Raw genomic sequence first — 24,256 nt, 5'->3', positions numbered from 1 at the left:
CGCTTGAAGATGTGAGACACCTCACCATGGAAGCAGTCCCGCCCCGGCCCGGTCGCCCGATTTGGGGCCGATGGTGCGATTTGTTGCCCAGTCACCATCGAATCGTGGCCGAATCGGCACCCGAAGTTCTCACACGGGGACGATGAGGTCCCGGTACTCGGGGTTGTCCGCGACGAATCGCTGGAGATAGGTGCAAACCGGCCGGATCTTCCAGCCGTAGCCCCGCGCGGCGTCGAGGGACCGGCGCACCATCACCGCGGCGAGTCCCCGGTGACCGAAGTCCTCGACGATCACTGTGTGCATGAACGAGACCACCGGCGTCGCGGCCGAGGACCGCTTCGCGCTCCGTGTGTCCAAGTCGTAATAACCGAGAATGCCGACGAGGTCCCCGTTGAGCCTCAGCTCGAACCGGTTCTGACCTGCATTGTTCGTCACCTCTGCCGTCGGCGATTCCGTGATCATGTGCCCGTCTCCTTGCCCGATCCGTAATCACAATGTGATTTCCGCCACTATAGGCACGCCGGTCGCTCCTGCGCCCCGATTTGCGCCAAGAAATCTCCGCGGCCCGCCCGCGCTCGCCCGCTCACGCGCTGTGCCCTAGGGTCGTGCCCGACAACTACACAACCCACGGGGGCTCGCACCAGCGGGCTGAGAGGACGGCTAGGGCCGTCGACCGTTGAACCTGACCGGGTAATGCCGGCGTAGGGAGAGCACGCATGAGGGACACCTCTGTTTCCGGAACCACCGTCACCACCGGCCCCATCGAGGGCAGCAGCAAGCAGTACCTGACCGTCGACGGCCTGTCCGTGCCGGTCCGCCGGGTCCACCTGACCAACGGCGAACACCTCGACCTGTACGACACCTCCGGCCCGTACACCGACGCGCGGGCAACCATCGACCTCGAGGCCGGTCTCGCGAAGACCCGTGACGACTGGGCCAAGCCCGATCCAGTCGATCTCGGCGGCACCAGCCGCAGCGGCGGACCCAATCTCGCGCGCACCCAGCTGGCCTGGGCCCGGGCCGGGATCATCACCAGGGAGATGCGCTATTGCGCTGCCCGCGAAGGTGTTTCGGCTGAGATCGTGCGCGAGGAGGTGGCCGCCGGACGGGCCGTCATCCCCGCGAACCACAAGCATCCCGAGTCCGAACCGATGATCATCGGCAAGCGATTCCTGGTGAAGATCAACGCGAACATCGGGAACTCCGCGGTCACCTCCTCCATCGCCGAGGAGGTCGAGAAGATGGTCTGGGCCACCCGATGGGGCGCGGACAACATCATGGACCTGTCCACCGGCAAGGACATCCACCAGACCCGCGAGTGGATCCTGCGCAACTCGCCCGTGCCGGTGGGCACCGTGCCGATCTACCAGGCACTGGAAAAGGTCAACGGCGACCCGACCGCGCTGACGTGGGAGATTTACCGCGACACCGTGATCGAGCAGTGTGAGCAGGGCGTGGACTACATGACCGTGCACGCCGGGGTGCTGCTGCGGTACGTGCCGCTGACCGCCAAGCGGGTCACCGGGATCGTCTCGCGCGGCGGCTCCATCATGGCGGCCTGGTGCCTGGCCCATCACCGAGAGTCGTTCCTGTACACACACTTCGAGGAACTCTGCGAGATCCTGCGCGAGTACGACGTGACCTTCTCGCTCGGCGACGGGCTGCGCCCCGGGTCCATCGCGGACGCCAACGACGAGGCCCAGTTCGCCGAGCTGCGGACCCTCGGCGAACTGACCAAGATCGCGAAATCCCATGGTGTGCAGGTGATGATCGAGGGCCCTGGCCACGTCCCGATGCACAAGATCGTGGAGAACGTCCGGCTCGAGGAGGAGCTGTGCGAGGAGGCGCCGTTCTACACCCTCGGCCCGCTCGCCACCGACATCGCGCCCGCCTACGACCACATCACATCGGCGATCGGCGCGGCCATGATCGCGCAGGCAGGCACCGCGATGCTCTGCTACGTGACACCGAAGGAACACCTCGGCCTGCCCAACCGGGACGACGTGAAGGTCGGCGTCATCACGTACAAGATCGCCGCGCACGCCGCCGATCTCGCCAAGCAGCACCCGCGGGCCCAGGAGCGCGACGACGCGCTGTCGAGGGCGCGCTTCGAGTTCCGCTGGCGCGACCAGTTCGCGCTCTCGCTGGACCCGGACACCGCCCGCGAGTACCACGACGAGACCCTGCCCGCGGAGCCGGCGAAGACCGCGCACTTCTGCTCGATGTGCGGGCCGAAGTTCTGCTCCATGCGGATCTCGGCGGACGTGCGCGAGTACGCCGAACAGAACGGGCTCGAAACGCAGGAGGACATCGACCGGATGATCGCCAACGGCATGGCGGAGAAATCCTCGGAATTCGCGGACCGCGGCAACCAGGTCTATCTGCCCGTCGTTCCGGCCGGTGGATAGGCTCTCACGCGTGAAGTTGCTGCCCCTGACCCCGGACGGACAGACCCCGATCCGCGTCCTCACCATCGCCGGAACCGACTCCGGCGGCGGTGCGGGCATCCAGGCCGACTCCCGCACGATGGCCATGTGCGGTGTGCACGCCTGCGTCGCCGTCGCCGCGGTGACGGTGCAGAACTCGGTCGGGGTCAGCGGCTTCCACGAGATCCCGCCGCAGATCGTCGCCGACCAGGTGCGATCGGTGGTCGGCGACATCGGGGTCGGGGCGGCCAAGACCGGGATGCTCGCGTCCACCGCGATCATCGATGCCGTCGCGGAGGTCTGCGGCGAGGTGGGCATCGGGCGCGGGCATGCGGTGCCACTGGTCGTCGACCCGGTGTGCGCATCCATGCACGGCGACCCCCTGCTGCACGCCGAGGCGCTCGACGCGGTCCGGCACACCCTGATCCCGATCGCCTCGCTGGTGACGCCGAACCTGGACGAGGTCCGGCTCATCACCGGGATCGACGTGGTCGACGACACCTCCGCCCGTCGGGCGGCCGAGGCGCTGCACGGGCTCGGGGCGCAGTGGTCGCTGGTCAAGGGCGGGCACCTGCGCACCTCGACCTCGAGCACCGACCTGCTCTTCGACGGCGACGTCTTCCACGAGTTCACCAGCCCGCGGATCGACACCGGGAACGATCACGGCGGCGGGGACACCCTGGCCGCGGCGATCGCGTGCGCGCTGGCGAACGGGTACCCGATGCCCGAGGCCGTCGCGTTCGGCAAGGAGTGGGTGACGCGATGCCTGGCCGCGTCGTACGACCTGGGCGCGGGCCACGGTCCGGTCTCCCCGCTCTGGCGCCTGCACTGACACGTCTGTGCGCGTCGCCCCTCCCGAACCGGGGCGACGCGCACAGCACGCGCAACGTCAGCGCGAGTAGTCCCGGAAGGTCATGACGCCCCCGACCAGGACCACCAACACCGCGAGGATGTAGACCGTGACGCGGAACCAAGCCGGCCCGTAGTAACTGACCACCATCGAGGCACCGAGCGCCGCGAGAATCATCACCACCCCGTAAAAGGGTGTGCGTTGCTCCCTGTCAACCATTCATCCAGTGTCCGCCGACGGCGCCACGGGTGGCAATGCCCGACCTCATCGCGCCTGGACGGTGAAGATGCGCAGGCCATCCGGGACCCCGCGCATCGGGGCTGCGAACAGCCCCCGCCGGTAGGGCTTGGCCGCGGCGCGCAGGTCCGCGAGGAACCCAGGCTGGAGCGCCGCCAGCGTGGTCTCGGAGACGATGACGTTGCCGTCCCCGCCGAGTTCCATCATGCGGGCGGCCACGTTCACGTCCACGCCGAGCCAGTCGGACGCCATCTGCCGGGGCGACCCGGTGTGCACACCGATCCGCATCCGCGGCCGGTAGCCCTCGACCTCCACCTCCGCGAGCTGGGCACGGGCGGCGAACATCGCCTCGACGGCGCGGTCCGGCCGGGCGAAGACCGCCATCAGCCCGTCGCCCATCCGTTTGACCACCTGGCCGCCGCGGTCGACGATCGGCGTCTCGACCGCCTTCGCGACCTCCCGCAGCAGCTCGAGGGTCACCTCGTCCCCCGCGCCGAGCGACCAGCTCGAGAATCCGATCAGATCGGTGAAGACGATGGTCACCTCGCGGGGGCCGCGACCGCGACCGGTCCGCTCGAGCAGCGCCTGCCACACCTGGAGCGCACCGAGGCTCACCTCGCGGGAGGCACCGGGGCCGTCGTCGAGGAACCGGTCCGCCGCCCTGGCCATCGCCCGCACGCCGCCGGGTCCCGCCGTGGACAGCGGATCGCCGAAGGACGGGTCGCCCGGCAGTGCCCGGCGGATCCTGCGGAACGCGTCGACCACCTGCGGTCTGGTGTTGACCCCGCGGACCCACCGGGCGACGGCCTCGGGCCTGCCGCGTCGCGCAGGCGCGGAGCCCGCGGAGCGCCCAGGCGAGGAGCCCGCGGAGCGCCCAGATGCAGAGCCGGCGGCGTCGCGTTCGCTCGCGTCGTCGGGGTCGCCGCCCGAGGTCGAGGGGTCCTCAGTCACAGGCCAAAGTGTAACTCAGAGTCACAGATACTATCGGGATCATTGTCCGGCACCCTCCCGAGCCTTCGCCCGGTCCGCCCGGGCGGGAACCCCGTCCGGGCCATCGACGGAGTTCGCGTAGGTACCGACGCCGAACGCCACCGCCGCCGCGTTCTGCGCCAGCGCCGCCCGGTCCACGTTCGCCAGGGTGTCCTCCGGCGAGTGGTAGCCGGGATCGAAGGTCTCGCCCGCCGTACCGCCCCACTTCAGTGCCTGCTCCTCGGACTTGCGGTCGTCCGCCCCGCTGTCAACCCCACCGGACGGAATCCCCATCTCGATGAACGGGCCGTAGTCGGATCGTCCGTCGAAATCGGTTCCGTCCGCCACGATCCCGCGCCAGGCGAGGTAGCCGCCCAGGGTTCGCTCGATCGCGTCGGAACCCTGCGGTCCAGGTCCGGCGCCCTCCCGGTCGGAATCGTCGCCGTCGAGGGTGAAGTACCCCGCGTTCCGCGAGCCGAGCATGTCGAAGTTCAGGTACAGCGCGATGTCCTCGCGTTCACCCTCGTCGAGCCCCTCGGCGTACCGCTCCGATCCGACCAGGCCCAGTTCCTCCGCGCCCCACCAGGCGAAGCGCACCGCGTTCGTCACGTTCGGCGCGCTGCCCAGCCGCAGCGCGGTCTCGAGCACCGCGGCCGACCCGGAGCCGTTGTCGTTGATCCCCGGGCCCTTCTCGACGCTGTCCAGGTGCGCGCCGACCAGCACCACGTTCTCCGTCGACCCGGTCGTGGTCTGCGCGATCACGTTTCGGCTCGTGGCGGCCTCGGTGACCGCCTCCAGCTTCAGCGACAGCTCCGGTGCGGCCGCGACCGCCGGACCCTCGGAGCCCGGCACGCTCACGGCGGGGATCCGCGGGTCCGTGTCCTCCCCCAGCGTGCCGCCTGCCAGCGGGCCGTCCTCGTTGTTGAACACGACGATGGCGACGGCGCCGCGATCGGCGGCCATCTGCTCCTTCGCCGAGAAGGGGCAGACCCCGCGCCGGACCACCACGATGGCGCCGGCGGCGTCGCGCCCGTCGTAGTCGGTCGCCTCGCAGCCGGGGCTGCCGTCGTCCGGCAGGGCGAGGGTCCGCGCCGTGATCCCCTCCGGCGGCGTCGGCGGCGAGTACTCCAGGGTGCCGGCGGTGAACTGGCGGTCACCCGCCCGCAGTTCCACCGGCCCGGCGATGAAGCGGTCCACATCGAACTCGGGGGTGGACACCTCGAAGCCCGCGTCCCGGAGCCGGTCGGCGACGTAGTCGACGCTGGCGTCGTAGCCCGCGGTCCCCGCGGCCCGGTTGCCCCCGTTGTCCGTGGCGATCCGCTCGAGCGCCTCCATGTGCGCGGCGACGGCGTCGCCACCGACGGCGGCCGCCAGCGACTGCCCGTCGACCGGCGGTGCGGGAGGCGACTGCTCCTCGTCCCGTCCGCACCCGGACACCAGCGCGATCCCGGCCAGCATCGCGGCGGTAGATGCTCCGACCCGTGCCCGAATGGACTGTCGCATTTGCCGAGCGTACTGCTCGCGAGCGGCGGATCGACCCCAAAACACACGTGCGCGCCCGGTACCCGAAATCGGGTACCGGGCGCGCACGCTCGTGGTGTGGCCGCGGATTCAGGCGTCGCGGCGGTTCACGGTGAACAGGGCGAGTCCGAAGATCACCGCGACGAAGGCCGCGAAGTACGCCAGGCTGCCCCACGGTCCCCAGTGGAAATCGACGCCCTGCGGCGCACCGAGGAAGTTGTTCGCGTTCATGAAGGGGAGGAACGGCTTGATGTTCTCGCCGAACCGCCCGAACAGGCCGAACAAGTTCTCGACCAGCAGCGGCCAGAGCAGCAGCAGCGCGATGGCGCCGGCCGACTGCCGGAGCAGGGTACCGACCGCGACGGCGAGCACCACGCACAGGAAGGCGTAGATCGGCACGCCGTAGATCGCCCGCCAGGCCTCGGAGCCGGACAGCTTCAGCGCCGCACCCGCGTCGGATCCCGCCGTCGCCTTGGCGATCGCGTAAGCGCCGAAGGTGAGCAAGAAGGTGAGCAGCGCACCGAAGCCGCCGATCAGGCCGGCCTTGGTGATCAGCACCGAATCGCGCTTCGGCACGGCCTGGAAGGTGGTGCGGATTATGCCGAACCGGTACTCGCTCGTCACCGCGAGGGCCGCGAGGATCATCAGGATCAGCACGCCGAACCCGGACACCCCGCCGACCGCGTCCGCGAGCGTGGGCAGGAAGGGCTCGAAGTCGGGCTTGTCGCCCTTCGCGACCTCGTCCACGAAGGCGTTGTAGCTCGCCTTGGCGCTCAGCCCGATCACCGCGGCCAGGCCGAGGCCGAGCGCGATGATCGCGACGGTGCACCACCACGGCGACCGGGTCGAGGTGAGCTTGATCCGTTCTGCGTTCACGACACCCATCAGAGCGCCCCTCCCATCACTTCGTCGATGCCTGCGGCGTGGTACTGCACGTCGTCCCCCGTCAGTTTCATGAAGGCGTCCTCCAGGGACCCCTGCTGGGCGGCCAACTCGTGCAAGACGATTCCCTGGCCGCCTGCGATCTGGCCGACGACGTCGGTGGTCGCCTCGAGCACGATGAGCGCCCCACCGAGCTCCGAGGTGCCGTCCTCGCGGACCGTGAGCCCCTGCGAGGTCAGCGCGCTCCGAAGCGCATCCAGCTGGGGGCTGCGCACCCGCACGGTCGATTCGGACGACCGGTCGACGAACTGCTTGACGGTCGTATCGGCGATCAGGCGTCCCCGGCCGATCACCACGAGATGCTCGGCGGTGAGCGCCATCTCGGAGAGCAGGTGGCTGGACACCAGCACGGTGCGTCCCTCAGCCGCCAAGCGCTGCATGAACTTTCGGATCCAGACGATGCCCTCGGGGTCGAGCCCGTTCACCGGCTCGTCGAACAGCAGGACCTTCGGGTCACCGAGCAGGGTGGCAGCAAGTCCGAGCCGCTGGGACATGCCGAGCGAGAACCCGCCTGCCTTCTTGCCCGCGACCTCGGTCAGGCCGACCAGCCGCAGCACCTCGTCGACCCGGGACATCGGGATCCCGTTGGATGCCGCCATCCACTGCAGGTGCGCCTTCGCGGACCTGTTGGGGTGCACCCACTTCGCGTCCAGCAGCGCGCCGACGGTCCGGAGCGGCTGCTTCAGGTCGTGGTACCGCTTGCCATCGATCAGCGCGGTTCCCGCGGTCGGCCGGTCGAGGCCGAGGATCATCCGCATCGTCGTGGACTTGCCGGCACCGTTCGGTCCCAGGAATCCGGTCACCATGCCGGGCTGAACCGTGAAGGTCAGGTCTTCGACCGCCTTCGTGGGCCCGAACTCTTTCGTCAAACCCCTCACTTCAATCATGACGTGAAGGATTCCTCAGACAGAGCCCGCGCACATCGCCCGCAGGTCGCGTCCCGTGTCATACCTAGGGATGACCCGACCCTGAGAGGGAGTGGGGGGTCGGGGTCAGAGGTCGGGTGAGGACGCCTGCGCCCAGAACCTCTTCGGGATCCGTCCGGCGCGACGGGCCAGGTAACCGGCGGTCACCGCGGACGCCATCGCCGACGCCATCAGCGCCGGGTCCTTGGCCCTGGTCACCGCGGTCGCGAGGAGGACGGCGTCACACCCGAGCTCCATGGCCAGCGCCGCGTCGCTCGCGGTGCCGATGCCCGCGTCGAGGATCACCGGGACCCCTGCTGCCGCCACGATCATCTCGATGTTGTGCGGGTTCGAGATGCCGAGGCCGGTCCCGATCGGTGCACCGAGCGGCATCACCGCCGCGCACCCGACGTCCTCGAGCCGCCGGGCCAGCACCGGATCGTCGGTGGTGTACGGCAGCACGATGAATCCGTCGTCGACGAGTTGTTCTGCGGCGGAGACCAATTCGATGGCATCGGGCAGGAGGGTGCGCTCGTCGGCGATGACCTCCAACTTCACCCAGTCAGTCTCCAGCGCCTCCCGGCCGAGCTGCGCGGTGAGCACCGCCTCGGCGGCGCCCCGGCAGCCGGCCGTATTGGGCAGCGGGGCGATGTCCAGCTTGCGGAGCAGGTCGAGCACCCCTGTGCCGCCCGCCGCATCGACACGGCGCATCGCCACGGTGGTCAGCTCCGTGCCGGACGCGACGAGCGCCTCCTCCAGCACCGCGAGGTTGGCCGCACCCCCGGTGCCCATGATCAGCCGGGAGCCGAAACTGCGGTCGGCGATGGTCAGACGGTCTGCGGCGAGCGGCTCAGCCACCCTGCACCGCCGTCAGGATCTCGATCTCCCAGCCCTTGCCGACCGGGGTATCCCAGGACGCCCGCGGGAACACCGCCCCGTCCACCGCGACCGCGATGCCCTTGCTGGGCAGGCCGAGGTGCTCCAGCAGCTGGGCCACGGTCAGCGGCTCGGACAGCTGATGGTCCTCGCCGTTGACGGTGATCCCGATGTTCACCGGTGTGTTCGTCATCGAGTCCTCACTCATCGTTGAAGGTGAAACGTTCCGGGGAGGCACTCTTGGCCTCCGCCAATGTCGCGCCGTCCAGCTCGGCGACCACCGCGTCCGCGGTCAGCGGGGTCAGCAGCACGCCGTTGCGTCCGTGCCCGGTGGCCAGCACCACCCGGTCCGACACCCGGCCGATGATCGGCAGGTTGTCGGGGCTCATCGGACGAAGTCCGGCGGCGCACTCGTGCAGCTCGTACTCCCCGATGCTCGGCATCAGCGTCTGCGCGTCGGCGATCAGGTCACGGACCCCGGCGACGGTGACCTGGGTGTCCTCCCCCGACTCGTGCTGGGTCGCGCCGACCACCAGGCCGTCGCCGCGCGGCACCAGGTACACCGGGCGCCCGTGCACGCTGCCGCGGATGGTCATGGTCGGGGCGGGTGCCACCCCTGGCCTGCGGTGCAGCCGCAGGATCTCGCCCTTGACCGGACGGACCGGCAGCCGTGGCCACAGCCGCGCGGATGCGGTACCGGCGGCCACCACCACCTGGTCGGCGGCCACGGCGGCGGGGTCGGTGACCGCCTCGGCGACGAACTCCACCCCCGACGCGACACAGGCCGATCGCAGCGCCGCGATCAGCGCGCGGTTGTCGACGGCGGACTCGGTGGCGGCGAGCAGGGCCAGCCGGATGTTCGGGGCGAGCGACGGCTGGGCGGCCCGGATCTGCGCCCGCGAGAGCAGTTCCAGCTCGTAGCCCTGGCCGGCGATCCACTCGGCCACGGTCCGCAGGTCCGCGGCGTCGGCCGCGTCCAGCGCGACGGTGAGCGAGCCATGGGAGGTGAACAACGTCTCGCCGGACAGGGTCTCGAGCTCGGCGCCGAAGCCGGGCCAGCGGGCCAGCGAGGCTGCCCCGACCTGCAGGACCGCATCCTCGCCCGGCCAGCCCTCCGACAGCGGTGCCAGCATCCCGCCCGCCACCCACGACGCTCCCGATGCGGGCGCCGGATCGTGGACGGTGACGCTCCAACCAGCCTGGGCGGCACGCCACGCGATCGACAGACCGATCGCTCCGCCACCGATCACCGCGACGGTTCTGCTCACTACTCCACCTCACTCCCTGCGCCGGCATGATCCGGGTCAGGTATGACGGTCGGGGCTCGCGGCCCCCTCTCAGCCCCGCGTTCGCCGGGACTCCCGTGTCACTTCTCTCTGCGTAGAGACTACCGTTGAGAACGTGCACCCCTCGCATTCCGGCAGGCACCTCACCCCTAGAGAACGCCTCGCCACCGCCCGTCTGTATCTCTGTACCGATGCCCGACGTGACAAGGGCGACCTCGCGAAGTTCGCCGAGGCCGCGCTGTCCGGCGGCGTCGACATCATCCAGCTGCGCGACAAGGGGTCGGCTGGCGAGCGGAAGCTCGGCCCCATGGAGACCCAGGAGGAGCTGGGCGCGCTGGCCGAGCTCGGCGCGGCCGCCCGCAGGCACGGCGCGCTGCTCGCCGTGAACGACCGTGCCGACCTGGCGCTGGCCGCGGGCGCCGACGTCCTGCACCTCGGCCAGGGCGACCTCCCGGTGCACTACGCCCGCCGGATCCTCGGCCCGAACGTGGTGATCGGCCGCTCGACGCACAGCCGCGCGCAGGCACAGCTCGCCTCCATCGAGGACGACGTCGACTACTTCTGCACCGGACCGGTGTGGGCCACCCCGACCAAGCCCGGCCGGACCGCTTCGGGCATCGAGCTGGTCCGCTCGACCGCCGACTCGCACCCGACCCGCCCGTGGTTCGCGATCGGCGGCATCGACGAGAAGCGGCTGCCCGAGATCCTCGAGGCCGGGGCCGAGCGCATCGTGGTGGTGCGGGCGATCACCGAGGCGCGTGACCCCCAGGCGGCGGCCCGTTCACTGGCCGACGCCCTGGCCCGCAACGCCGTCCGCCGCTAGTCGGCACGCGGCGCGGACTCAGTCCAGCCACCCCAGCACAGTCGACGGCGACAGCTGCACGACCGTCTCCGGCAGGCGCTCGCGCAGCCCACGGTCCGCGGTGACCACGGCGGTCAGGTGCTGGTCGACACCACCGAAGGCCGGGTGTCCGACGCCGCCGCCCGCAGCCATCGCCAACTCCGTGCCCGTGCCCGCCAGCAGGGCCAGTTCGTCGTCCCCGCTGCCCGCGGCCACGTGCACGGGCACCCGGGCGTCCACCGCGGTGACGGTGCGCGCCTGACCCTCCAGGACGGCCTCGATCCGCGGCAGCCAGCCGAATCCGCCGTCCGGCAGCTCGATGGTCCTCGGCAGCGTCGCGGCCAGCGCGGCGAGCAGTTCCCCGGTCGCCCCCGCCCGGTCCCGCCACCAGCCGTTCGGCCGCGAACCCAGCACGTTCGCGGTGTCCAGCAGCAGCCGGACCGGTGTGCTCCGCAACTGCGGCCAGCTCGCCGCGAATCCCGGGTGCAGCAGCAGCCCAGACACCTCGTCCTCGGGCACCCAGCGCAGTTCCGTGCTCTCACCGTTCGGCACCGTCGTCAGCGGACCGGCCGCGTCGGCGATCACCGTCGTGTAGCTCCACCCGCTGCTGGCGTTGGCGGTCACCCGTTCCGCACGGACCCGCAGTTCGCAGCCGGGGATGCCGGCCTCCTCCTCGGCCTCGCGGATGGCGGCGTGGACGGTCGACTCGTGGCTGTCGCGGGCACCGCCGGGCAGGGCCCAGGTGCCGCCCTGATGACTCCACTGGGCGCGGTGCTGCAGGAGCACGGTGGGGGTTCCGTCGGCCGTGGGAGCGCGGAGCAGCAGCCCCGCCGCGCCGAATTTGCCCCAATGCCGAATTCCGTCATCGCTCTTGGCCCAGCCGTCCCCGTCACCGCGCATCGACTTCGTTCACCTGCCCCACATCCGGCCACGTCACACCCCACGCGGTCCCTCACGCCTCGTCAACTCGTTCACGACCGAACTTAGGCCAGTCACGCACAACAAAGCTCAGTTACTGCTTATATGCTCCCCCTTGACTGGCATCCGGGCCAGCTGGGAAGGGTGCGTGGTGGCCGTTCGGGAAGCACCGTCGACGGAACCGCTCGGCGATGATCTCGCGCCGCGGTCCGTCGGGTCTGCCGATCCGCAGGGCCGATACGGCCGGCTGTCCGAGTTCCTCAGGACGACCCCCGCCAAGATGCTCGCGCTCGGGACCGCGCTGATCGTGGTGGCACTGGTCGCGGGCACCGTCGCCGCCATCCAGGTCGCGGACCGGCAGCGCACCCTCGACACGCTGCTCAACCAGGTCGAGCCCCAGGCGAACGCCACCCAGAACCTCTACAGCTCCCTCTCGATCGCGGACGCCGCCGCCACCACCGCGTTCATCTTCGGCGGCATCGAACCGGCCGTGGTCCGCGACCGGTACACGCAGTCGATCGGCGAGGCAGCAGCCGACCTGATCGGCGCGTCGAGCGGCATCATCGCGACGAACGCGTCGGGTCAGCGGCTGCTCACCGAGCTGTCCACCGGGCTGCCGGTCTACACCGGCCTGATCGAGACGGCCCGGTCCTACAACCGCAGCGGCTACCCCGTCGGCACCGCGTACCTGCGCGAGGCCTCGTCCATGATGCAGTCGACCCTGCTCCCGATCGCCGAGGAACTGCACAGCCAGCAGGCGGAGTCCGTCGTGCAGAACCAGGACGAGTTCGCCACCCCGCCCTGGCTGGCGATCGGCCTGCTCCTGCTGTCGCTGATCGCCCTCGTTGTCGGCCTGGTCCTGCTCGCCGGATGGACCCGGCGGATGCTGAACCCGGGACTGATCCTGTCCGCCGTCGCGATCGCGGCGCTGCTCGGGTGGCTGCTGATCGCCGGGCTGATCTCCTCGACCTCCACCGGGCGGGCCCTGGAGCAGGGCGCCCGGCCGCTGATGCAGCTGACCACCGGGCGCATCCTCGCGCAGCAGGCCAGGGCCGACGAGACCCTCGGCCTCGTTCGCCGCGACGTGAAGGGCGGCTATGCGGAGGCGTTCGGCACGCACCTGGCACGCCTCGAAGAGATCCTGGCCGAGTATCCGAATGACGGCCGCGTGAAGGTGGCCACCGATCTGGTCAGCCAGGCCGCCGAGGCCGAGAAGGACTGGTCCGCCGCGCACGAGCGGGTGCAGCGCCTGCTCGACAACGGCGACTGGGCCGGGGCAGCTGCCGTGGTCACCGGACCAGGAGAGGAGGACTCGACGGCACACTTCGCCAGGGCCGACGCCGCGCTCGACGACGCCATCGTGACGACCCGCAGCGAGTTGCGCGCCGATATCGACCGCGCCCACTCGACCCTGTACGGCCTCGGATCCGGTGCGCTCGTGCTCTCTGCCGTGGCCGCGGCCGGTGTCGGGGTCGGCCTGTGGCCACGGCTTCGGGAGTACCAGTGACGAGCCCTGCATCCGGATCGGCCGGGCGGCGCCCGACGCGACAGGGGTGGCGGACCGCCGGGGCTGTCCTGCTCGTCGCCGCGTCCCTGATGACGGCCGGCTGCACGCAGGCCGAGCCGGGCATCGTCGCGGACACCGGCGGCTACACCGAACCTCCCCTGCCCGAGGGGGCCACGATCGCGCCGCCGCCGACGGGGCCCCCGACGAACGGGGCGAACTGTGGGGACCCGACGGCGAGCCTGCGTCCCTTCCCCGGCGTCCCGCCCGAACCGCCGCCGCCGAGCGCCTCCCTCGCCGAGATCCAGACCAGGGGCAGGCTCATCGTCGGCCTCGACACCGGCAGCAACCTCTTCAGCTTCCGCGATCCGGCGACTGGCGCCATCGAGGGCTTCGACGCCGACATCGCCCGCGAGCTGGCACGCGACCTGGTCGGCGACCCGAACCGTGTGGAGTTCCGGATCCTGCCCTCCGTCGGCCGCATCCCGGCGCTGATGAACAGCACGGTCGACGCGGTGGTCAAGACGATGACGATCACCTGCGAGCGCCGCGAGAAGGTCGACTTCTCCACGGTGTACTTCGAGGCCAAGCAGCGGGTGCTGGCGGTCAAGGGGTCCGGAATCACCGGCGCCGCCGATCTGGCGGGCAAGCGGGTCTGCGCGGCCGAGGGCACCACCTCCGTCGATCGCATCCAACTGGTGCAACCCGAGGCGACCGTGGTGACGGTCCCGAACTGGGGCGACTGCCTGGTGGTGTTGCAGCAGCGTCAGGTCGACGCGGTGAGCACCGATGACTCGATCCTTGCCGGTCTGGCGGCACAGGACCCGTACCTGGAGATCGTGGGCGAGAGCCTGAGCTCGGAACCGTACGGGATTGGGATCAACAAGTCGGACGCCGACCTGGTGCGGATGGTCAACGGCAGCCTGGAGCGGATGCGCCGGGACGGCACCTGGAATCGGATCTACGATCGATGGCTGAGAGTACTCGGGCCGTCGCCGGGCCCACCGGTCCCGCACTACCTGGACTGAAAGCGGAGACAATGGCTGGAACGCAAGGAGATCCGGGACCGGAGCCGTCGGTCCCGGAGCCGCCGTCCGCGCCGACCGAACGGTCGATGCGGACCCAGGCCTCGATGCCGGAGCCGTCCGTCCGCACCCAGGCCTCCGCACCGGATGTCTCCGGCCGCACCCAGGCGTCCGTACCGGAAGCGTCCGGCCGCACCCAGGCGACCGCACCGGAATCGACCGCGCCCGCCCGCACCACCGGGCGAGGGAGTCGCTCGCAACGGTCGAGGACAAGTGTGCGCCGCCGCCTCGGCGCCGGCCTGGTCGAGGTCCCGCCGGTCACCGCCGTCGAGCCCGCCGACGCGGTGATGGTCGATCCCGTCGTGCCGGAGAAAAAGCGGTTCTGCTGGAAATGTGGAAAGCCGGTCGGCCGCAAGGGCCACTCCGAACCCGCGGCGTCCGCGGGGATCTGCCCCTCCTGCGGCACCATCTTCGACTTCACTCCGCTGCTCGGTCCCGGCGACCTGGTCGGCGGTCAGTACGAGGTGCAGGGTTGCATCGCGCACGGCGGGCTCGGCTGGATCTACCTCGCGATCGACCGCAACGTCAGCGATCGCTGGGTGGTGCTCAAGGGCCTGCTGCACTTCGGGGATGCCGAGGCGCAGGCCGTCGCGCTCGCCGAGCGGCAGTTCCTGGCGGAGGTGGCGCACCCGAGCATCGTGAAGATCTACAACTTCGTCGAGCATCCACGGCCCGACGGCAGCCCGATGGGGTACATCGTCATGGAATACGTCGCCGGGCATTCGCTCCGCGACGTACTCAGCACTCACAAACGGCCGGAACGGATTCCGGTCGAACAGGCGATGGCGTACGTGCTCGAGATCCTGCCCGCGCTCGGCTACCTGCATTCGGTTGGCCTGGTCTACAACGACCTCAAGCCAGAGAACATCATGATCACCGACGATCAGCTCAAGCTGATCGATCTGGGCGCGGTCGCGGGCATCGAGGACTACGGCTACCTCTACGGCACTCCCGGGTACCAGGCGCCGGAGATCCTCAGGACCGGTCCGACCATCGCCTCCGACATCTACACGGTCGGCCGGACCCTCGCCGTGCTCAGCCTCCAGATGCCTTCCGCCAAAGGCAAATACCTCGACGGACTGCCCGATCCCGAGCAGGCACCGCTGATCGCCGAGTACGAGTCCTTCCATCGGCTGTTGCTGCGGGCGACCGCCGCCGATCCCGATCACCGGTTCAGCTCCGCGGAGGAGATGGCCAGCCAGCTCACCGGGGTGCTCCGTGAGACCCTGGCCCAGCAGACCAACGAGGAGCGTCCGGGGCTCTCCGAACTCTTCAGCCCGCAGCGGACCACCTTCGGGACCGAGGAAGTGGTACGGCAGACCGATGTCTATGTCGACGGCCGCAAGCACGAGCCGACCATGTCGGGGCGTGACATCACCGCCGCGCTGGCCGTTCCGCTGATCAACCCGTCCGACCCGAGCGCCGCCCTGCTCGCGGCCGCGGTGCACGCCGAGCCGGATCAGACCCTGGACGCCATCCGCCACGCCAGGGCGAACGGGCTCGAGCGAACGGTGGACGGCCGTGCGGGGTTCACCGCCGAGATCGCGCTGGCCGAGGCGAAGGCACACCTCGACCTCGGCGACGCGACCGAGGCGTCTCGGGTGCTCGGTTCGCTCAGCGCGGCAAAGGGATCGAACTGGCGGGTTGACTGGTATGGCGGCATGGCCTCCCTGCTCGGCGCCGAGTACGAGCAGGCGATGAGCCAGTTCGAGTCCGTGCTCGAGGCGCTCCCCGGCGAGATGGCCCCGAAGCTGGCGTTGGCCGCCACCGCGGAACTCATTCTGCAGCACTGGGACACCGACCAACCCGAGCAATGGCGCAGGTTCGCCGAGAAGTACTACCGAACGGTCTGGCGCACGGACCGCAGCATGGTCAGCGCCGCCTTCGGGCTCGCCAGGCAGCTGGCCGACAAGGGCGACATCACCGGCGCGATCGCGGCCCTCGATCAGGTGCCGCCGAGCTCACGGCATTTCAACGTCGCCCGGATGACCTCGGTGCTCACGCTGCTCTCAGGCGGGCCGCTCGAGGAGATCCGCGAGACCGCCATCAGGGAGGCCGCGCGCCGGGTGAACGCGTTGCCGCCCAACGAGGGCCGGGCCCTGCAGATGCGCACGCTGGTGCTCGGCACCGCGCTGGACTGGGTGCTGCTCGGCCACGTCGCGAAATCCGAACACGAACCGATCCTCGGTGTCGCGTTCACCGAACGGGGACTGCGCGCGGGCACCGAGGCCGGGCTGCGGGCCCTCGCGCGCAACGCCGAGGACCGCAGACACCGGTACGTACTCGTGGACCTCGCCAACTCGATCCGGCCCAAGAGCCTGATCTGACCGGGCATCGCACGGTCCCCGCCCGATCGGACGGGGACCGTCGCGGTTCTAGCCCTCCGTGACCGGCCGGTAGGTGCACACGTGCACACCAGCCGGGCTGATGGCGGTGGAGACCAGCTCGAGGCTGTTCAGCTTGCCGCCGTCGGGGAAGATCTTCTTCCCGCCGCCGAGCAGCACCGGCATGACCATGAGCCGGAGCTCGTCGACCAGGCCCTCCTGCAGGAGGGTGCGCACCAGGGTGGGGCTGCCCATGACCACCAGGTCGCCGCCCTCGGTCGCGCGCAGCTCCCGGATACGGGCAACGGCCTCGTCGCCGGCGATCCGCGTGGTGTTCTCCCACGTCAGCTCGTCCTCGGCCAGGGAGTCGGACACGACGTATTTCGCGATGGCGTTCATCTTGTCGGCGAACGGGTCACCGGCCCGCTCGGGCCACGCCCCCGCCATCGTCTGCCACGTCCGGCGTCCGAACAGCAGCGCCTCGGCCTTGCTCAACGCATCGTCGAACGCACCGCCGACCACCTCCGGGTCGAAGAACGGGTGCGACCAGCCGCCGTGGGCGAATCCACCGTCGGTGTCCTCCTCGGGTCCACCCGGTGCCTGCACGACGCCGTCCAAGCTGATGAACTCGCTGATAACGATGCGCATGGGACTCGCCCCTCTTCGGTTGTTGTTCGTCTCTGGTGGGCTTTCAGGGATGTAGACCCGCGAGCCGCCCGAAAATCATCGCTGCCCTTGCTCGCCCGCGCCATCCGGAGCGAAGCTCCGCGCGGCCCTGGCGATGGCCAACTCCTCGTTTGTCGGCACCACCAGCACCGTGACCCGCGACGAGTCCGTCGAGATCACCCGGGCGGAACGGTCTTTCGCCGCATTGCGCTCGAGGTCGATCTCGATTCCGAGCGACTCGAGACCGGCGAGCGCGTCGGCGCGAACCTCGACCGCGTTCTCGCCCACCCCGGCGGTGAAGGCGATGGTGTCGACCCTGCCCAGGGTGACCAGGTACGCGCCGATGTACTTGCGCAGCCGGTGGATGTAGACGTCGTAGGCGAGCCGGGCCGCCTCGTCGCCGTCGGCGATGAGGCGGCGGAGCTCGCGAAAGTCGTTGACCCCACACAGACCCTTGAGCCCGGACCCGCGATTGAGCAGGTCGTCGATGGCGTCCACGTCCAGGTCCGCGCTGCGCCGCAGGTGCATCACGATGCCCGGATCGATGTCACCGCTGCGGGTGCCCATCACCAGCCCCTCGAGCGGGGTCAGCCCCATCGAGGTGTCCATCGCCCTGCCGCCCGCGATGGCCGAAGCCGAGGCCCCGTTGCCCAGATGCAGCACGATCTGGTTGAGCTCTGTGTTGTCCCGGCCGAGCACCTCCGCCACCCGGCCGGAGACGTACTCGTGCGAGGTGCCGTGGAATCCGTAGCGGCGCACCCCGTGTGCCGCCGCCACCTGGGCGTCGATGGCGTAGGTCCGGGCCTCCGCGGGCAGCGTGTGAAAGAAGGCGGTGTCGAAGACCGCGACGTGCGGGAGGTCGGGGAAAACCCGCATCGCGCTCTCGATGCCGACCACGTTCGCCGGATTGTGCAGCGGGGCAAGGGCGGACAGCCGGGAGATCTCGGCGATCACGTCCGCGGTGATCCGGGTCGGCCGGTAGAACACCTCGCCGCCGTGCACCACGCGGTGACCGACCGCGGCGATGCCCGCTGTCGTCAGATCCATACCCGCCTCCGCGAACATCGCGAAGGCCAGCCGCAGGCCCTCCGCGTGGTCGGCGATCGGACCGCGATGCTCGCTGTCGGTGCCGCCCTGCCGGTGCCCGATGACGCCGTCCGGCTCGCCGATCCGTTCGACGAGTCCCGAGGCGATGGCCTCGCCGCCGTCGGGGTCGATCAACTGGTACTTGATCGAGGACGAGCCCGAATTAATGACCAGCACCGGACCGTTCACCGCTGACCCCCTTCTTCGACGCCCTGCGCCTGGATCGCCGTGATGGCGACCGTGTTGACGATGTCCTGGATCAGCGCGCCGCGGGACAGGTCGTTGACCGGTTTCCTCAGGCCCTGCAGGACCGGGCCGACCGCGACCGCCCCCGCGCTGCGTTGCACCGCCTTGTACGTGTTGTTCCCGGTGTTCAGATCGGGGAACACGAACACCGTGGCCCGCCCGGCCACCTTCGAATCGGGCAGCTTCGTGCTCGCCACCGTCGGCTCGATGGCCGCGTCGTACTGGATCGGTCCATCCACCAACAGGTCCGGCCGCCGTTCGCGGACCAGGACAGTCGCCTCGCGGACCTTGTCCACCTCCGCACCGGAGCCCGAGTCGCCGGTCGAATACGACAGCATCGCGATCAGCGGGTCGATGCCGAACTGGGCCGCGGTCTGCGAGGAGGAGATCGCGATGTCCGCCAGCTGCTCCGAGGTCGGGTCCGGCACGACCGCGCAATCGCCGTAGGCCAGCACCCGGTCGGCCAGGCACATCAGGAAGATGCTCGAGACGGTCGAGACGCCGGGCGCGGTCTTGATGATCTCGAACGACGGCCGGATCGTGTGCGCAGTGGTGTGCGCGGCACCGGAGACCATGCCGTCGGCGATCCCCAACTGCACCATCATCGTTCCGAAGTAGGAGATGTCGGCCATCACCTCGCGGGCGCGTTCGACGGTCATCCCCTTGTGCGCCCGCAGCCGTGCGTACTCCTTCGCGAACTGGTCGGTGTACTCGCAGTTCGTCGGGTCGAGCACCGTGGCCGCACTCAGGTCGACGCCGAGCTCCGCGGCGCGCCTGCGCACCGGGCCCTCCTCCCCGAGGATGGTCAGGTCGGCGACCTTGCGCTGCAACAACCGTCCTGCCGCCCGCAGGATCCGGTCGTCGTCGCCCTCCGGCAGCACGATGTGTTTGCGGTCCGCCCTGGCCCGCTCGATCAACTGGTACTCGAACATCTGCGGGGTCACCACCTCGGGCCTGGCGACCTCGAGACGGGCCAGCAGGTCGGCCGCGTTCACGCGCTGCTCCATCAGGCTCAGCGCGGTGTCCACCTTGCGCTGCGAACCGACCCCGACACGTCCCCTGGCCTGCGCGGCCGCGCTGGCGGTGTCGAATGTCCCGAGGTCGGTGGTGAGGATCGGCAACCGCGGCTTGAGTCCGGCGACGAGCTTCGCAATGGCCGGGTGCGGTGCGATGCCACCGTTCATGATGATCCCGGCGAGCGACGGAAACCCTTCCGCCTCATGGGCATTGACCATCGCGAGCAGCACGTCGGACCGATCGCCCGGGGCGATCACCACCACGCCCTCCGAGAGCCGCTCGAGGATGTGCTCGGCCGTCATCCCGCCGACCATCACGTGCAGTGCCTCGCGCTGCAGCAGCTCGGGATCCCCGCTGTACAGCTCGCCGTCGACCGCGGTCAGCAGCTCACCCATGGTCGGCGCGACCAGCAGCGGGATCTCGGGCAGGGTCCATGCGGGCACCGCCATCGGCTCCAGCGCCGTGGTCACCTCGCCGAGCCGGGCGGGGTCGCAGCGGTTCGCGACGATGCCCACCAGGTGGGCGTGCTGCGCGCGCAGCTCGGCCGCGCAGATCTGGGCCAGCTGCAACACCTCGTCGGGGGTCCGGCCCGACCCGCGGAGCGCGAGCAGCACCGGTGCATCCAGGTTCACCGCGATCCGGGCGTTGTAGCTCAGCTCGCTCGGGCTGGCGACGTCCGTGTAGTCGCTGCCGATGATCACCACGGCGTCGCACTGTTCCGCGACATCGTGGTAACGCGAGACGATCTCGCTGAGCGCCAGCTCCGGATCGGCGTGTACTTGCTCGTAGGTGACGCCGAGGCACTGCTCATAACCGAGATCCGCGGACGTGTGGTCGAGGAGTAACTCCAGGATGTAGTCCGGCTCGTCGGTGGAGCGCGCGATCGGCCGGAACACCCCGACCCGGGCGGCCGAGCCGCTGAGCATCTGCAGCACGCCGAGCGCGATGGTCGATTTCCCGGTATCCCCCTCTGGGGAGGCGATGTAGATGCTCGAGACTGCCGACTCCGCGGATGCCATGGCGTCCACCCTAATGGTGCGGATCGCGGTCCGCCGTCGGCCACAGCCACGGCCGCGGGCACGCCGGACTCGGGTAGTCGACTACGCGTGCCCGGTCCGGAACCCGGTGGCAATGTCGTACTCAGGCCCGATCATGTGATTTGGCCACAGGGGATGAGTATCGATGCGAACTACATCCTGGTCGATGGCGTCCGTGCTCGCAGGCGTGGCCGTCGCAGTGGTGTTTACTCTCACAGCGCCCGGGTTCGAGGCGACTCCTGCGCAGGCGACCGCGCTGCCGGTGCCCACCATCCCCGATTTGCCGGATCCAAGGCGGGGCGGACAGGAATGGCCCCCGCTGCCGCCGCCGACCATTCCCCAGTGGACCCCTGGGCCTGGCCCCAGCATTCCCACATGGACGCCCCCTGTGTCGACGATCCCGAGCCCGCCCCCATGGACGGACACCGAAACGACGGACCCCCCGGTCACCACGGAAGCCCCTTCGAGCACCGGCGGCACCGGGGGCGCCGGCCCGCAGCGCGGTGCCTCGACGCTCACACCCGGCCCGACGGGTGCGCCGGCTGGAGGAACCGCGAACACGACGCAACCGGATCCGCGCCTGACGCTCACGCCCGATCGGGGGTCGCCTACCACCACCGGTCGGCCGATCTCGACCACCGACGAGTACGTCACCCCCGGCTCGGCGGGCTCCCCGCCGGTCGCCGTGATCGCCACGGCCGGGTTGACCTCCGTCGCCGCGGCCGCGGGCGCCGGGGTCGTGGTGCGGGCCCGGCGAGTCCGGCGGTGGCCGACCGAGCACGTGGACACCCAGCCGAAGCCGGCGCCCCCCGTCGTCGCGGTCGAACCGCCGCCGGGGCAGATGCACGGTCATGCCGTGCGCCTCGAACCCCGGGAGGACGCCGGCCACCAGTTCATCGAGGAGAACGGCCGTGACCAGAACTGAGATCGTGACCAGATCGACCCTGCGCGCCACCGTGTTCGGGCAGCAGTCCGACGACGCCCTGACCTCGCGCATGAAGCCCCACCTGCCGCCGACCGGGATGACCCCGGACCGGGTGTCCACCACCCGGGCGGTGCCGCGCTCGGCGCTGCGGCTGATCGACAGCCGCATCCTGTCCACCGCGTTGCGCTTCCTCGATCAGGACCCCTGTCCCCTGCTGCTGGCCGGGCTGAAGAAGTACCGGGCCCTCGCCGAGGCTGCGCGCGTCACCGCGGCCTCGCCCGGTCGCGAGGAGGTGGTGATGCTGGTCGATCCCTACCGCGTCATCTCCGAACACCGGCCGGAGGTCGCGCTGCTCATCGACGGCACCGAGGTCGCCCGGATCGGGTTCGACCTGCGGATCGCCTTCGGCATGTGTGAGACGGCGGTCGCGGTGCGGCTCGGGGCCATCGATTCCGTCGACTGCGAGGCCGGTGCGGTGTCCGTGGATCTGTCCGTTCCCGGCGGCGAGAAGCTGCTGCACGGGGAGGCGGAGTACTCGGTGCGGCGCGAGCTGCGGCCACCGATCGTGATTCCGGTCGATCCGCTGCCTGAACGTCGTCTGTGAGCGACTCAGCCGCGGGCCTCCGGGCGGTCCATGACCCGCAACCAGCTCCCATCCGGCTGACGACGCACCACCTGCACCCGACCGCCGGTGTCGTCCGCGGGCCGGGTGGAGGTCATCGCCAGGTCCCCGCTGCGCACCGTCGGCATCGGCTCCTCGACCTCGAAGTGCGGCCGGTTCGCCAGGAGCTGCTCGATGACGGCACGGATCGCCTCCCGTCCCACGGTCTCGCTGCCCGGCGGGAAGGCCAGCACGGCGTCGGGCTCGTACAGCTCGGCGATCCCGGCGGCGTCGCCGGCATTGGCTCGCTCGACGAACATCCTGGCCAGATCCTCTGGGGTGGTTGCCTTTTCGCGTAGGCTGGTCATCGCGGTCTCCCTCGTTCTCGCTCCGCGCGGAGCTGATGTTCCTGACCACTCCATCCTGCGAGGACCGCGTCGATAAGTCCAAGAACTGGTTTGTCTCGTAGCTAGAATCTCTGGTTATGGAACTTCGCCAACTGGAGTACTTCGTCGCGGTGGTCGAGGAGGCGAATTTCACCCGGGCGGCCGAGCGGGTGCACGTCGCCCAGCCGGGCGTCAGCGCGCAGATCCGCCGGCTCGAACGCGAGCTGGGACAGGAACTGCTGGACCGATCGGGCCGCACCGTCCGGCCGACCGCCGCGGGCGAGGCGGTGCTCCCCCACGCCAGGGCCGCCCTGGCCTCGGTGGCTGGGGCGCGGGCCGCCGTCGACGAGCTGGCCGGACTGATTCGTGGGCACGTCTCGGTCGGGATGGTCACCGCGGGCCCGACGGTCACCGTGGCGGACATGCTGGCCGGCTTCCACGCCGAGCACCCCGGCGTGGGTATCTCGCTCTCGGAGGACACCTCCGAGCGGCTACTCGGCGCGCTGCGCGAGGGCAGGCTCGACGTCGCGCTCGTCGGGCTGGCCGGACCGCCGCCACCGGGGGTGTCCGTTCACGTCCTCGTGGACGAGCCGTTCGTCGCCGCGGCCCCGCCGAGCGACCCACTGGCCGCCCGCGACAGCGTCACACTCGAGGCGCTGTGCGACCGTGAACTGATCGCCCTGCCCCGCGGTACCGGCCTCCGCACCGCCCTCGACAACGCCTGCGCCCGAGCCGGATTCACACCCCGCGTGGCATTCGAGGCGAGCGACCCGAATGTCCTGGCACGGCTGGCGGCGCGCGGGCTCGGGGTGGCCGTCCTGCCGACGACGGTCGCGGACGCGCACGCGGGCGCGCTGCGGGCCGTCACCATCACCCGGCCAGGATTGCGCGGCCGCATCGCGCTCGCCTGGCGCTCGGACGGCCCGGCCAGTTCGGCGGCCGCGGCGCTGGTCGCGCACGCCCGGCTGAGCCTGCCCGCGCGTCAGAACACCGGCGCGCGATCGATGTCCGACACGTCCGCGCCTGCCGCCTCGAGCCGCCGGAAGAGCTGATCGGTCCCGTTGGCGGCCGAGAACTCGAGCTCGCTGTCGCTGATCGGCACCGCCTGCAGCCAGGTGTCGACGCTCTCCTCGGTGTCGACCAGGATCTCCAGGTCCGGCCAGATGAACGGCACCACCAGGAGCAGGTGCTTCATCGACCGCGCCGGGTCCACCTCGCGGATCGCGTTCGGGATGATGCAGTTCGGCGTCAGGTGGAACGAGCCGGATGCCACCGCGAAGGCGCACTGCGCGAGCACGTCGGCCAGCGCGCGGTAGTCGGCGCGCCCGACCGTGACCAGCTCGGTGCGGATCGGCCGGCCGTCATCGGTGGTGACATTCGTCGGGAAGCGGGACATGTCCAGCGTCGCGTACGAGGCGTAACCCGGACCCGGGCAACCGTCCCCGACCGCGATCGACACCTCGTCCGGGGTCTCGCCGTCGGTGTCCGCATCGACCGCAGCCCGGAATCGCAGCACCTGCGGCAGCCCGCCGAACACCGCCCCGATCCGGCGTGCTGCTTCCATGACGTCGTCGCTGGCATCCATGACCGGCAAGCCTAGTGCGCCTG

Annotated in this window: 24 protein-coding genes and 2 riboswitches; of the genes, 9 read left to right on the top strand and 15 right to left on the bottom strand. The window is 70.3% G+C overall.

The genetic code is table 11. The annotated features are described in order from the left end of the window. Positions 1-129 precede the first annotated feature (129 nt). Positions 130-462: a GNAT family N-acetyltransferase gene (locus tag C8K38_RS02690; RefSeq protein WP_097210137.1), complete on the bottom strand. Its 333-nt coding sequence runs from the start codon at positions 460-462 to the stop codon at positions 130-132. 155 nt (positions 463-617) lie between these two features. Further along, positions 618-725: riboswitch (TPP riboswitch) on the top strand. On the opposite strand from C8K38_RS02690, the gene thiC reads away from it, so the two are divergent. After that, positions 717-2,408 (top strand): phosphomethylpyrimidine synthase ThiC, encoded by a 1,692-nt coding sequence (gene thiC, locus C8K38_RS02685; RefSeq protein ID WP_097210136.1) that lies wholly within the window; start codon positions 717-719, stop codon positions 2,406-2,408. It overlaps the preceding riboswitch by 9 nt. A 10-nt stretch (positions 2,409-2,418) precedes the next feature. Then, positions 2,419-3,258: a bifunctional hydroxymethylpyrimidine kinase/phosphomethylpyrimidine kinase gene (gene thiD / locus C8K38_RS02680; RefSeq protein WP_097210135.1), complete on the top strand. Its 840-nt coding sequence runs from the start codon at positions 2,419-2,421 to the stop codon at positions 3,256-3,258. Positions 3,259-3,315: 57 nt separating this feature from the next. Here thiD and C8K38_RS02675 read toward each other — a convergent pair whose 3' ends face one another. The 8 genes from C8K38_RS02675 to thiO all read right to left on the bottom strand — a co-directional run bounded on the left by C8K38_RS02675 (position 3,316) and on the right by thiO (position 9,994). Next, positions 3,316-3,495 (bottom strand): hypothetical protein, encoded by a 180-nt coding sequence (locus C8K38_RS02675; protein ID WP_027501286.1) that lies wholly within the window; start codon positions 3,493-3,495, stop codon positions 3,316-3,318. A 45-nt stretch (positions 3,496-3,540) separates the two neighbouring features. Then, the gene (locus C8K38_RS02670; RefSeq protein ID WP_373560222.1) at positions 3,541-4,278 is read right to left on the bottom strand and encodes an adenylate/guanylate cyclase domain-containing protein; all 738 of its coding nucleotides are present in this window, start codon (positions 4,276-4,278) and stop codon (positions 3,541-3,543) included. Positions 4,279-4,503: 225 nt separating this feature from the next. Further along, on the bottom strand, positions 4,504-5,985 hold the full coding sequence (locus C8K38_RS02665; protein WP_097210133.1) for a M28 family peptidase: 1,482 nt from the start codon (positions 5,983-5,985) through the stop codon (positions 4,504-4,506). A gap of 108 nt (positions 5,986-6,093) precedes the next feature. Further along, on the bottom strand, positions 6,094-6,888 hold the full coding sequence (locus tag C8K38_RS02660; protein WP_097210132.1) for an ABC transporter permease: 795 nt from the start codon (positions 6,886-6,888) through the stop codon (positions 6,094-6,096). Next, positions 6,888-7,832, bottom strand: a complete 945-nt coding sequence (locus C8K38_RS02655) for an ABC transporter ATP-binding protein (protein WP_097210131.1) — start codon at positions 7,830-7,832, stop codon at positions 6,888-6,890. Before C8K38_RS02655 ends, C8K38_RS02660 begins: the two co-directional genes overlap by 1 nt. 105 nt (positions 7,833-7,937) lie before the next feature. Then, positions 7,938-8,708, bottom strand: coding sequence for a thiazole synthase (locus tag C8K38_RS02650; RefSeq protein WP_097210130.1), 771 nt, complete (start codon positions 8,706-8,708; stop codon positions 7,938-7,940). Beyond that, positions 8,701-8,919, bottom strand: coding sequence for a sulfur carrier protein ThiS (gene thiS / locus C8K38_RS02645; protein ID WP_027501293.1), 219 nt, complete (start codon positions 8,917-8,919; stop codon positions 8,701-8,703). The genes C8K38_RS02650 and thiS overlap by 8 nt, the downstream gene beginning before the upstream one ends. 7 nt (positions 8,920-8,926) lie before the next feature. Then, complete coding sequence (thiO, locus tag C8K38_RS02640) at positions 8,927-9,994, bottom strand: glycine oxidase ThiO (protein ID WP_097210129.1); 1,068 nt, start codon at positions 9,992-9,994, stop codon at positions 8,927-8,929. Continuing rightward, a riboswitch (TPP riboswitch) is annotated at positions 9,991-10,101 on the bottom strand. Its footprint overlaps the gene before it by 4 nt. Positions 10,102-10,127: 26 nt before the next feature. Here thiO and thiE point away from each other — a divergent pair. Continuing rightward, positions 10,128-10,835: a thiamine phosphate synthase gene (thiE, locus tag C8K38_RS02635; protein WP_097210128.1), complete on the top strand. Its 708-nt coding sequence runs from the start codon at positions 10,128-10,130 to the stop codon at positions 10,833-10,835. Between the two features lie 18 nt (positions 10,836-10,853). On the opposite strand, the gene C8K38_RS02630 is transcribed toward thiE, so the two are convergent. After that, positions 10,854-11,753 (bottom strand): NUDIX hydrolase, encoded by a 900-nt coding sequence (locus tag C8K38_RS02630; RefSeq protein ID WP_097210127.1) that lies wholly within the window; start codon positions 11,751-11,753, stop codon positions 10,854-10,856. Between the two features lie 169 nt (positions 11,754-11,922). Here C8K38_RS02630 and C8K38_RS02625 point away from each other — a divergent pair, with 169 nt between their 5' ends. From C8K38_RS02625 to C8K38_RS02615, 3 genes are all read left to right on the top strand, one after another. Continuing rightward, on the top strand, positions 11,923-13,278 hold the full coding sequence (locus tag C8K38_RS02625) for a hypothetical protein (RefSeq protein WP_257017021.1): 1,356 nt from the start codon (positions 11,923-11,925) through the stop codon (positions 13,276-13,278). 89 nt (positions 13,279-13,367) lie between these two features. Next, entirely contained in the window at positions 13,368-14,303 is a 936-nt protein-coding gene (locus C8K38_RS02620) for a glutamate ABC transporter substrate-binding protein (RefSeq protein WP_097210126.1), read from the top strand. Positions 14,304-14,314: 11 nt separating this feature from the next. Next, entirely contained in the window at positions 14,315-16,687 is a 2,373-nt protein-coding gene (locus C8K38_RS02615; protein WP_373560217.1) for a serine/threonine-protein kinase, read from the top strand. A gap of 48 nt (positions 16,688-16,735) precedes the next feature. Here C8K38_RS02615 and C8K38_RS02610 read toward each other — a convergent pair whose 3' ends face one another. The 3 genes from C8K38_RS02610 to pta all read right to left on the bottom strand — a co-directional run bounded on the left by C8K38_RS02610 (position 16,736) and on the right by pta (position 20,718). Then, a complete protein-coding gene (locus tag C8K38_RS02610) occupies positions 16,736-17,332 on the bottom strand; it encodes a dihydrofolate reductase family protein (RefSeq protein WP_097210124.1) in 597 nt (198 codons plus the stop codon). A gap of 75 nt (positions 17,333-17,407) precedes the next feature. Further along, complete coding sequence (locus C8K38_RS02605) at positions 17,408-18,625, bottom strand: acetate kinase (RefSeq protein WP_097210123.1); 1,218 nt, start codon at positions 18,623-18,625, stop codon at positions 17,408-17,410. Further along, on the bottom strand, positions 18,622-20,718 hold the full coding sequence (gene pta / locus C8K38_RS02600; protein ID WP_097210122.1) for a phosphate acetyltransferase: 2,097 nt from the start codon (positions 20,716-20,718) through the stop codon (positions 18,622-18,624). The genes C8K38_RS02605 and pta overlap by 4 nt, the downstream gene beginning before the upstream one ends. Positions 20,719-20,881: 163 nt before the next feature. Here pta and C8K38_RS02595 point away from each other — a divergent pair, with 163 nt between their 5' ends. Together C8K38_RS02595 and C8K38_RS02590 are read left to right on the top strand one after the other, a co-directional pair. Next, complete coding sequence (locus tag C8K38_RS02595; RefSeq protein WP_143548374.1) at positions 20,882-21,661, top strand: hypothetical protein; 780 nt, start codon at positions 20,882-20,884, stop codon at positions 21,659-21,661. Next, entirely contained in the window at positions 21,648-22,265 is a 618-nt protein-coding gene (locus C8K38_RS02590; protein ID WP_143548373.1) for a hypothetical protein, read from the top strand. Before C8K38_RS02595 ends, C8K38_RS02590 begins: the two co-directional genes overlap by 14 nt. 5 nt (positions 22,266-22,270) lie before the next feature. Here C8K38_RS02590 and C8K38_RS02585 read toward each other — a convergent pair whose 3' ends face one another. Beyond that, complete coding sequence (locus tag C8K38_RS02585) at positions 22,271-22,630, bottom strand: YybH family protein (protein ID WP_097210119.1); 360 nt, start codon at positions 22,628-22,630, stop codon at positions 22,271-22,273. A gap of 116 nt (positions 22,631-22,746) precedes the next feature. Here C8K38_RS02585 and C8K38_RS02580 point away from each other — a divergent pair, with 116 nt between their 5' ends. Next, positions 22,747-23,700 (top strand): LysR family transcriptional regulator, encoded by a 954-nt coding sequence (locus tag C8K38_RS02580; RefSeq protein ID WP_097210118.1) that lies wholly within the window; start codon positions 22,747-22,749, stop codon positions 23,698-23,700. On the opposite strand, the gene C8K38_RS02575 is transcribed toward C8K38_RS02580, so the two are convergent. Then, positions 23,631-24,233 (bottom strand): suppressor of fused domain protein, encoded by a 603-nt coding sequence (locus tag C8K38_RS02575; protein WP_097210117.1) that lies wholly within the window; start codon positions 24,231-24,233, stop codon positions 23,631-23,633. The genes C8K38_RS02580 and C8K38_RS02575 overlap by 70 nt on opposite strands. Between the last annotated feature and the right edge of the window lie 23 nt (positions 24,234-24,256).

It is taken from the genome of Rhodococcus sp. OK611, assembly GCF_003050885.1.
In the GTDB taxonomy this organism is placed as follows: Bacteria; Actinomycetota; Actinomycetes; order Mycobacteriales; family Mycobacteriaceae; genus Rhodococcus_G; species Rhodococcus_G oryzae.
Note: the sequence above shows the minus strand (reverse complement) of the source record. Positions and strands in the feature narration are given on the sequence as shown.

Excerpts from the sequence above, each read along its gene's own strand:
- C8K38_RS02690 (WP_097210137.1), bottom strand. The coding sequence starts at position 462 with ATGATCACGGAATCGCCGACGGCAGAGGTGACGAACAATGCAGGTCAG.
- thiC (WP_097210136.1), top strand. The coding sequence starts at position 717 with ATGAGGGACACCTCTGTTTCCGGAACCACCGTCACCACCGGCCCCATC.
- C8K38_RS02675 (WP_027501286.1), bottom strand. The coding sequence starts at position 3,495 with ATGGTTGACAGGGAGCAACGCACACCCTTTTACGGGGTGGTGATGATT.
- C8K38_RS02665 (WP_097210133.1), bottom strand. The coding sequence starts at position 5,985 with ATGCGACAGTCCATTCGGGCACGGGTCGGAGCATCTACCGCCGCGATG.
- C8K38_RS02660 (WP_097210132.1), bottom strand. The coding sequence starts at position 6,888 with ATGGGTGTCGTGAACGCAGAACGGATCAAGCTCACCTCGACCCGGTCG.
- C8K38_RS02655 (WP_097210131.1), bottom strand. The coding sequence starts at position 7,832 with ATGATTGAAGTGAGGGGTTTGACGAAAGAGTTCGGGCCCACGAAGGCG.
- thiS (WP_027501293.1), bottom strand. The coding sequence starts at position 8,919 with ATGACGAACACACCGGTGAACATCGGGATCACCGTCAACGGCGAGGAC.
- C8K38_RS02630 (WP_097210127.1), bottom strand. The coding sequence starts at position 11,753 with ATGCGCGGTGACGGGGACGGCTGGGCCAAGAGCGATGACGGAATTCGG.
- C8K38_RS02620 (WP_097210126.1), top strand. The coding sequence starts at position 13,368 with ATGACGGCCGGCTGCACGCAGGCCGAGCCGGGCATCGTCGCGGACACC.
- C8K38_RS02615 (WP_373560217.1), top strand. The coding sequence starts at position 14,315 with ATGGCTGGAACGCAAGGAGATCCGGGACCGGAGCCGTCGGTCCCGGAG.
- C8K38_RS02610 (WP_097210124.1), bottom strand. The coding sequence starts at position 17,332 with ATGCGCATCGTTATCAGCGAGTTCATCAGCTTGGACGGCGTCGTGCAG.
- pta (WP_097210122.1), bottom strand. The coding sequence starts at position 20,718 with ATGGCATCCGCGGAGTCGGCAGTCTCGAGCATCTACATCGCCTCCCCA.
- C8K38_RS02595 (WP_143548374.1), top strand. The coding sequence starts at position 20,882 with ATGCGAACTACATCCTGGTCGATGGCGTCCGTGCTCGCAGGCGTGGCC.
- C8K38_RS02585 (WP_097210119.1), bottom strand. The coding sequence starts at position 22,630 with ATGACCAGCCTACGCGAAAAGGCAACCACCCCAGAGGATCTGGCCAGG.
- C8K38_RS02580 (WP_097210118.1), top strand. The coding sequence starts at position 22,747 with ATGGAACTTCGCCAACTGGAGTACTTCGTCGCGGTGGTCGAGGAGGCG.
- C8K38_RS02575 (WP_097210117.1), bottom strand. The coding sequence starts at position 24,233 with ATGGATGCCAGCGACGACGTCATGGAAGCAGCACGCCGGATCGGGGCG.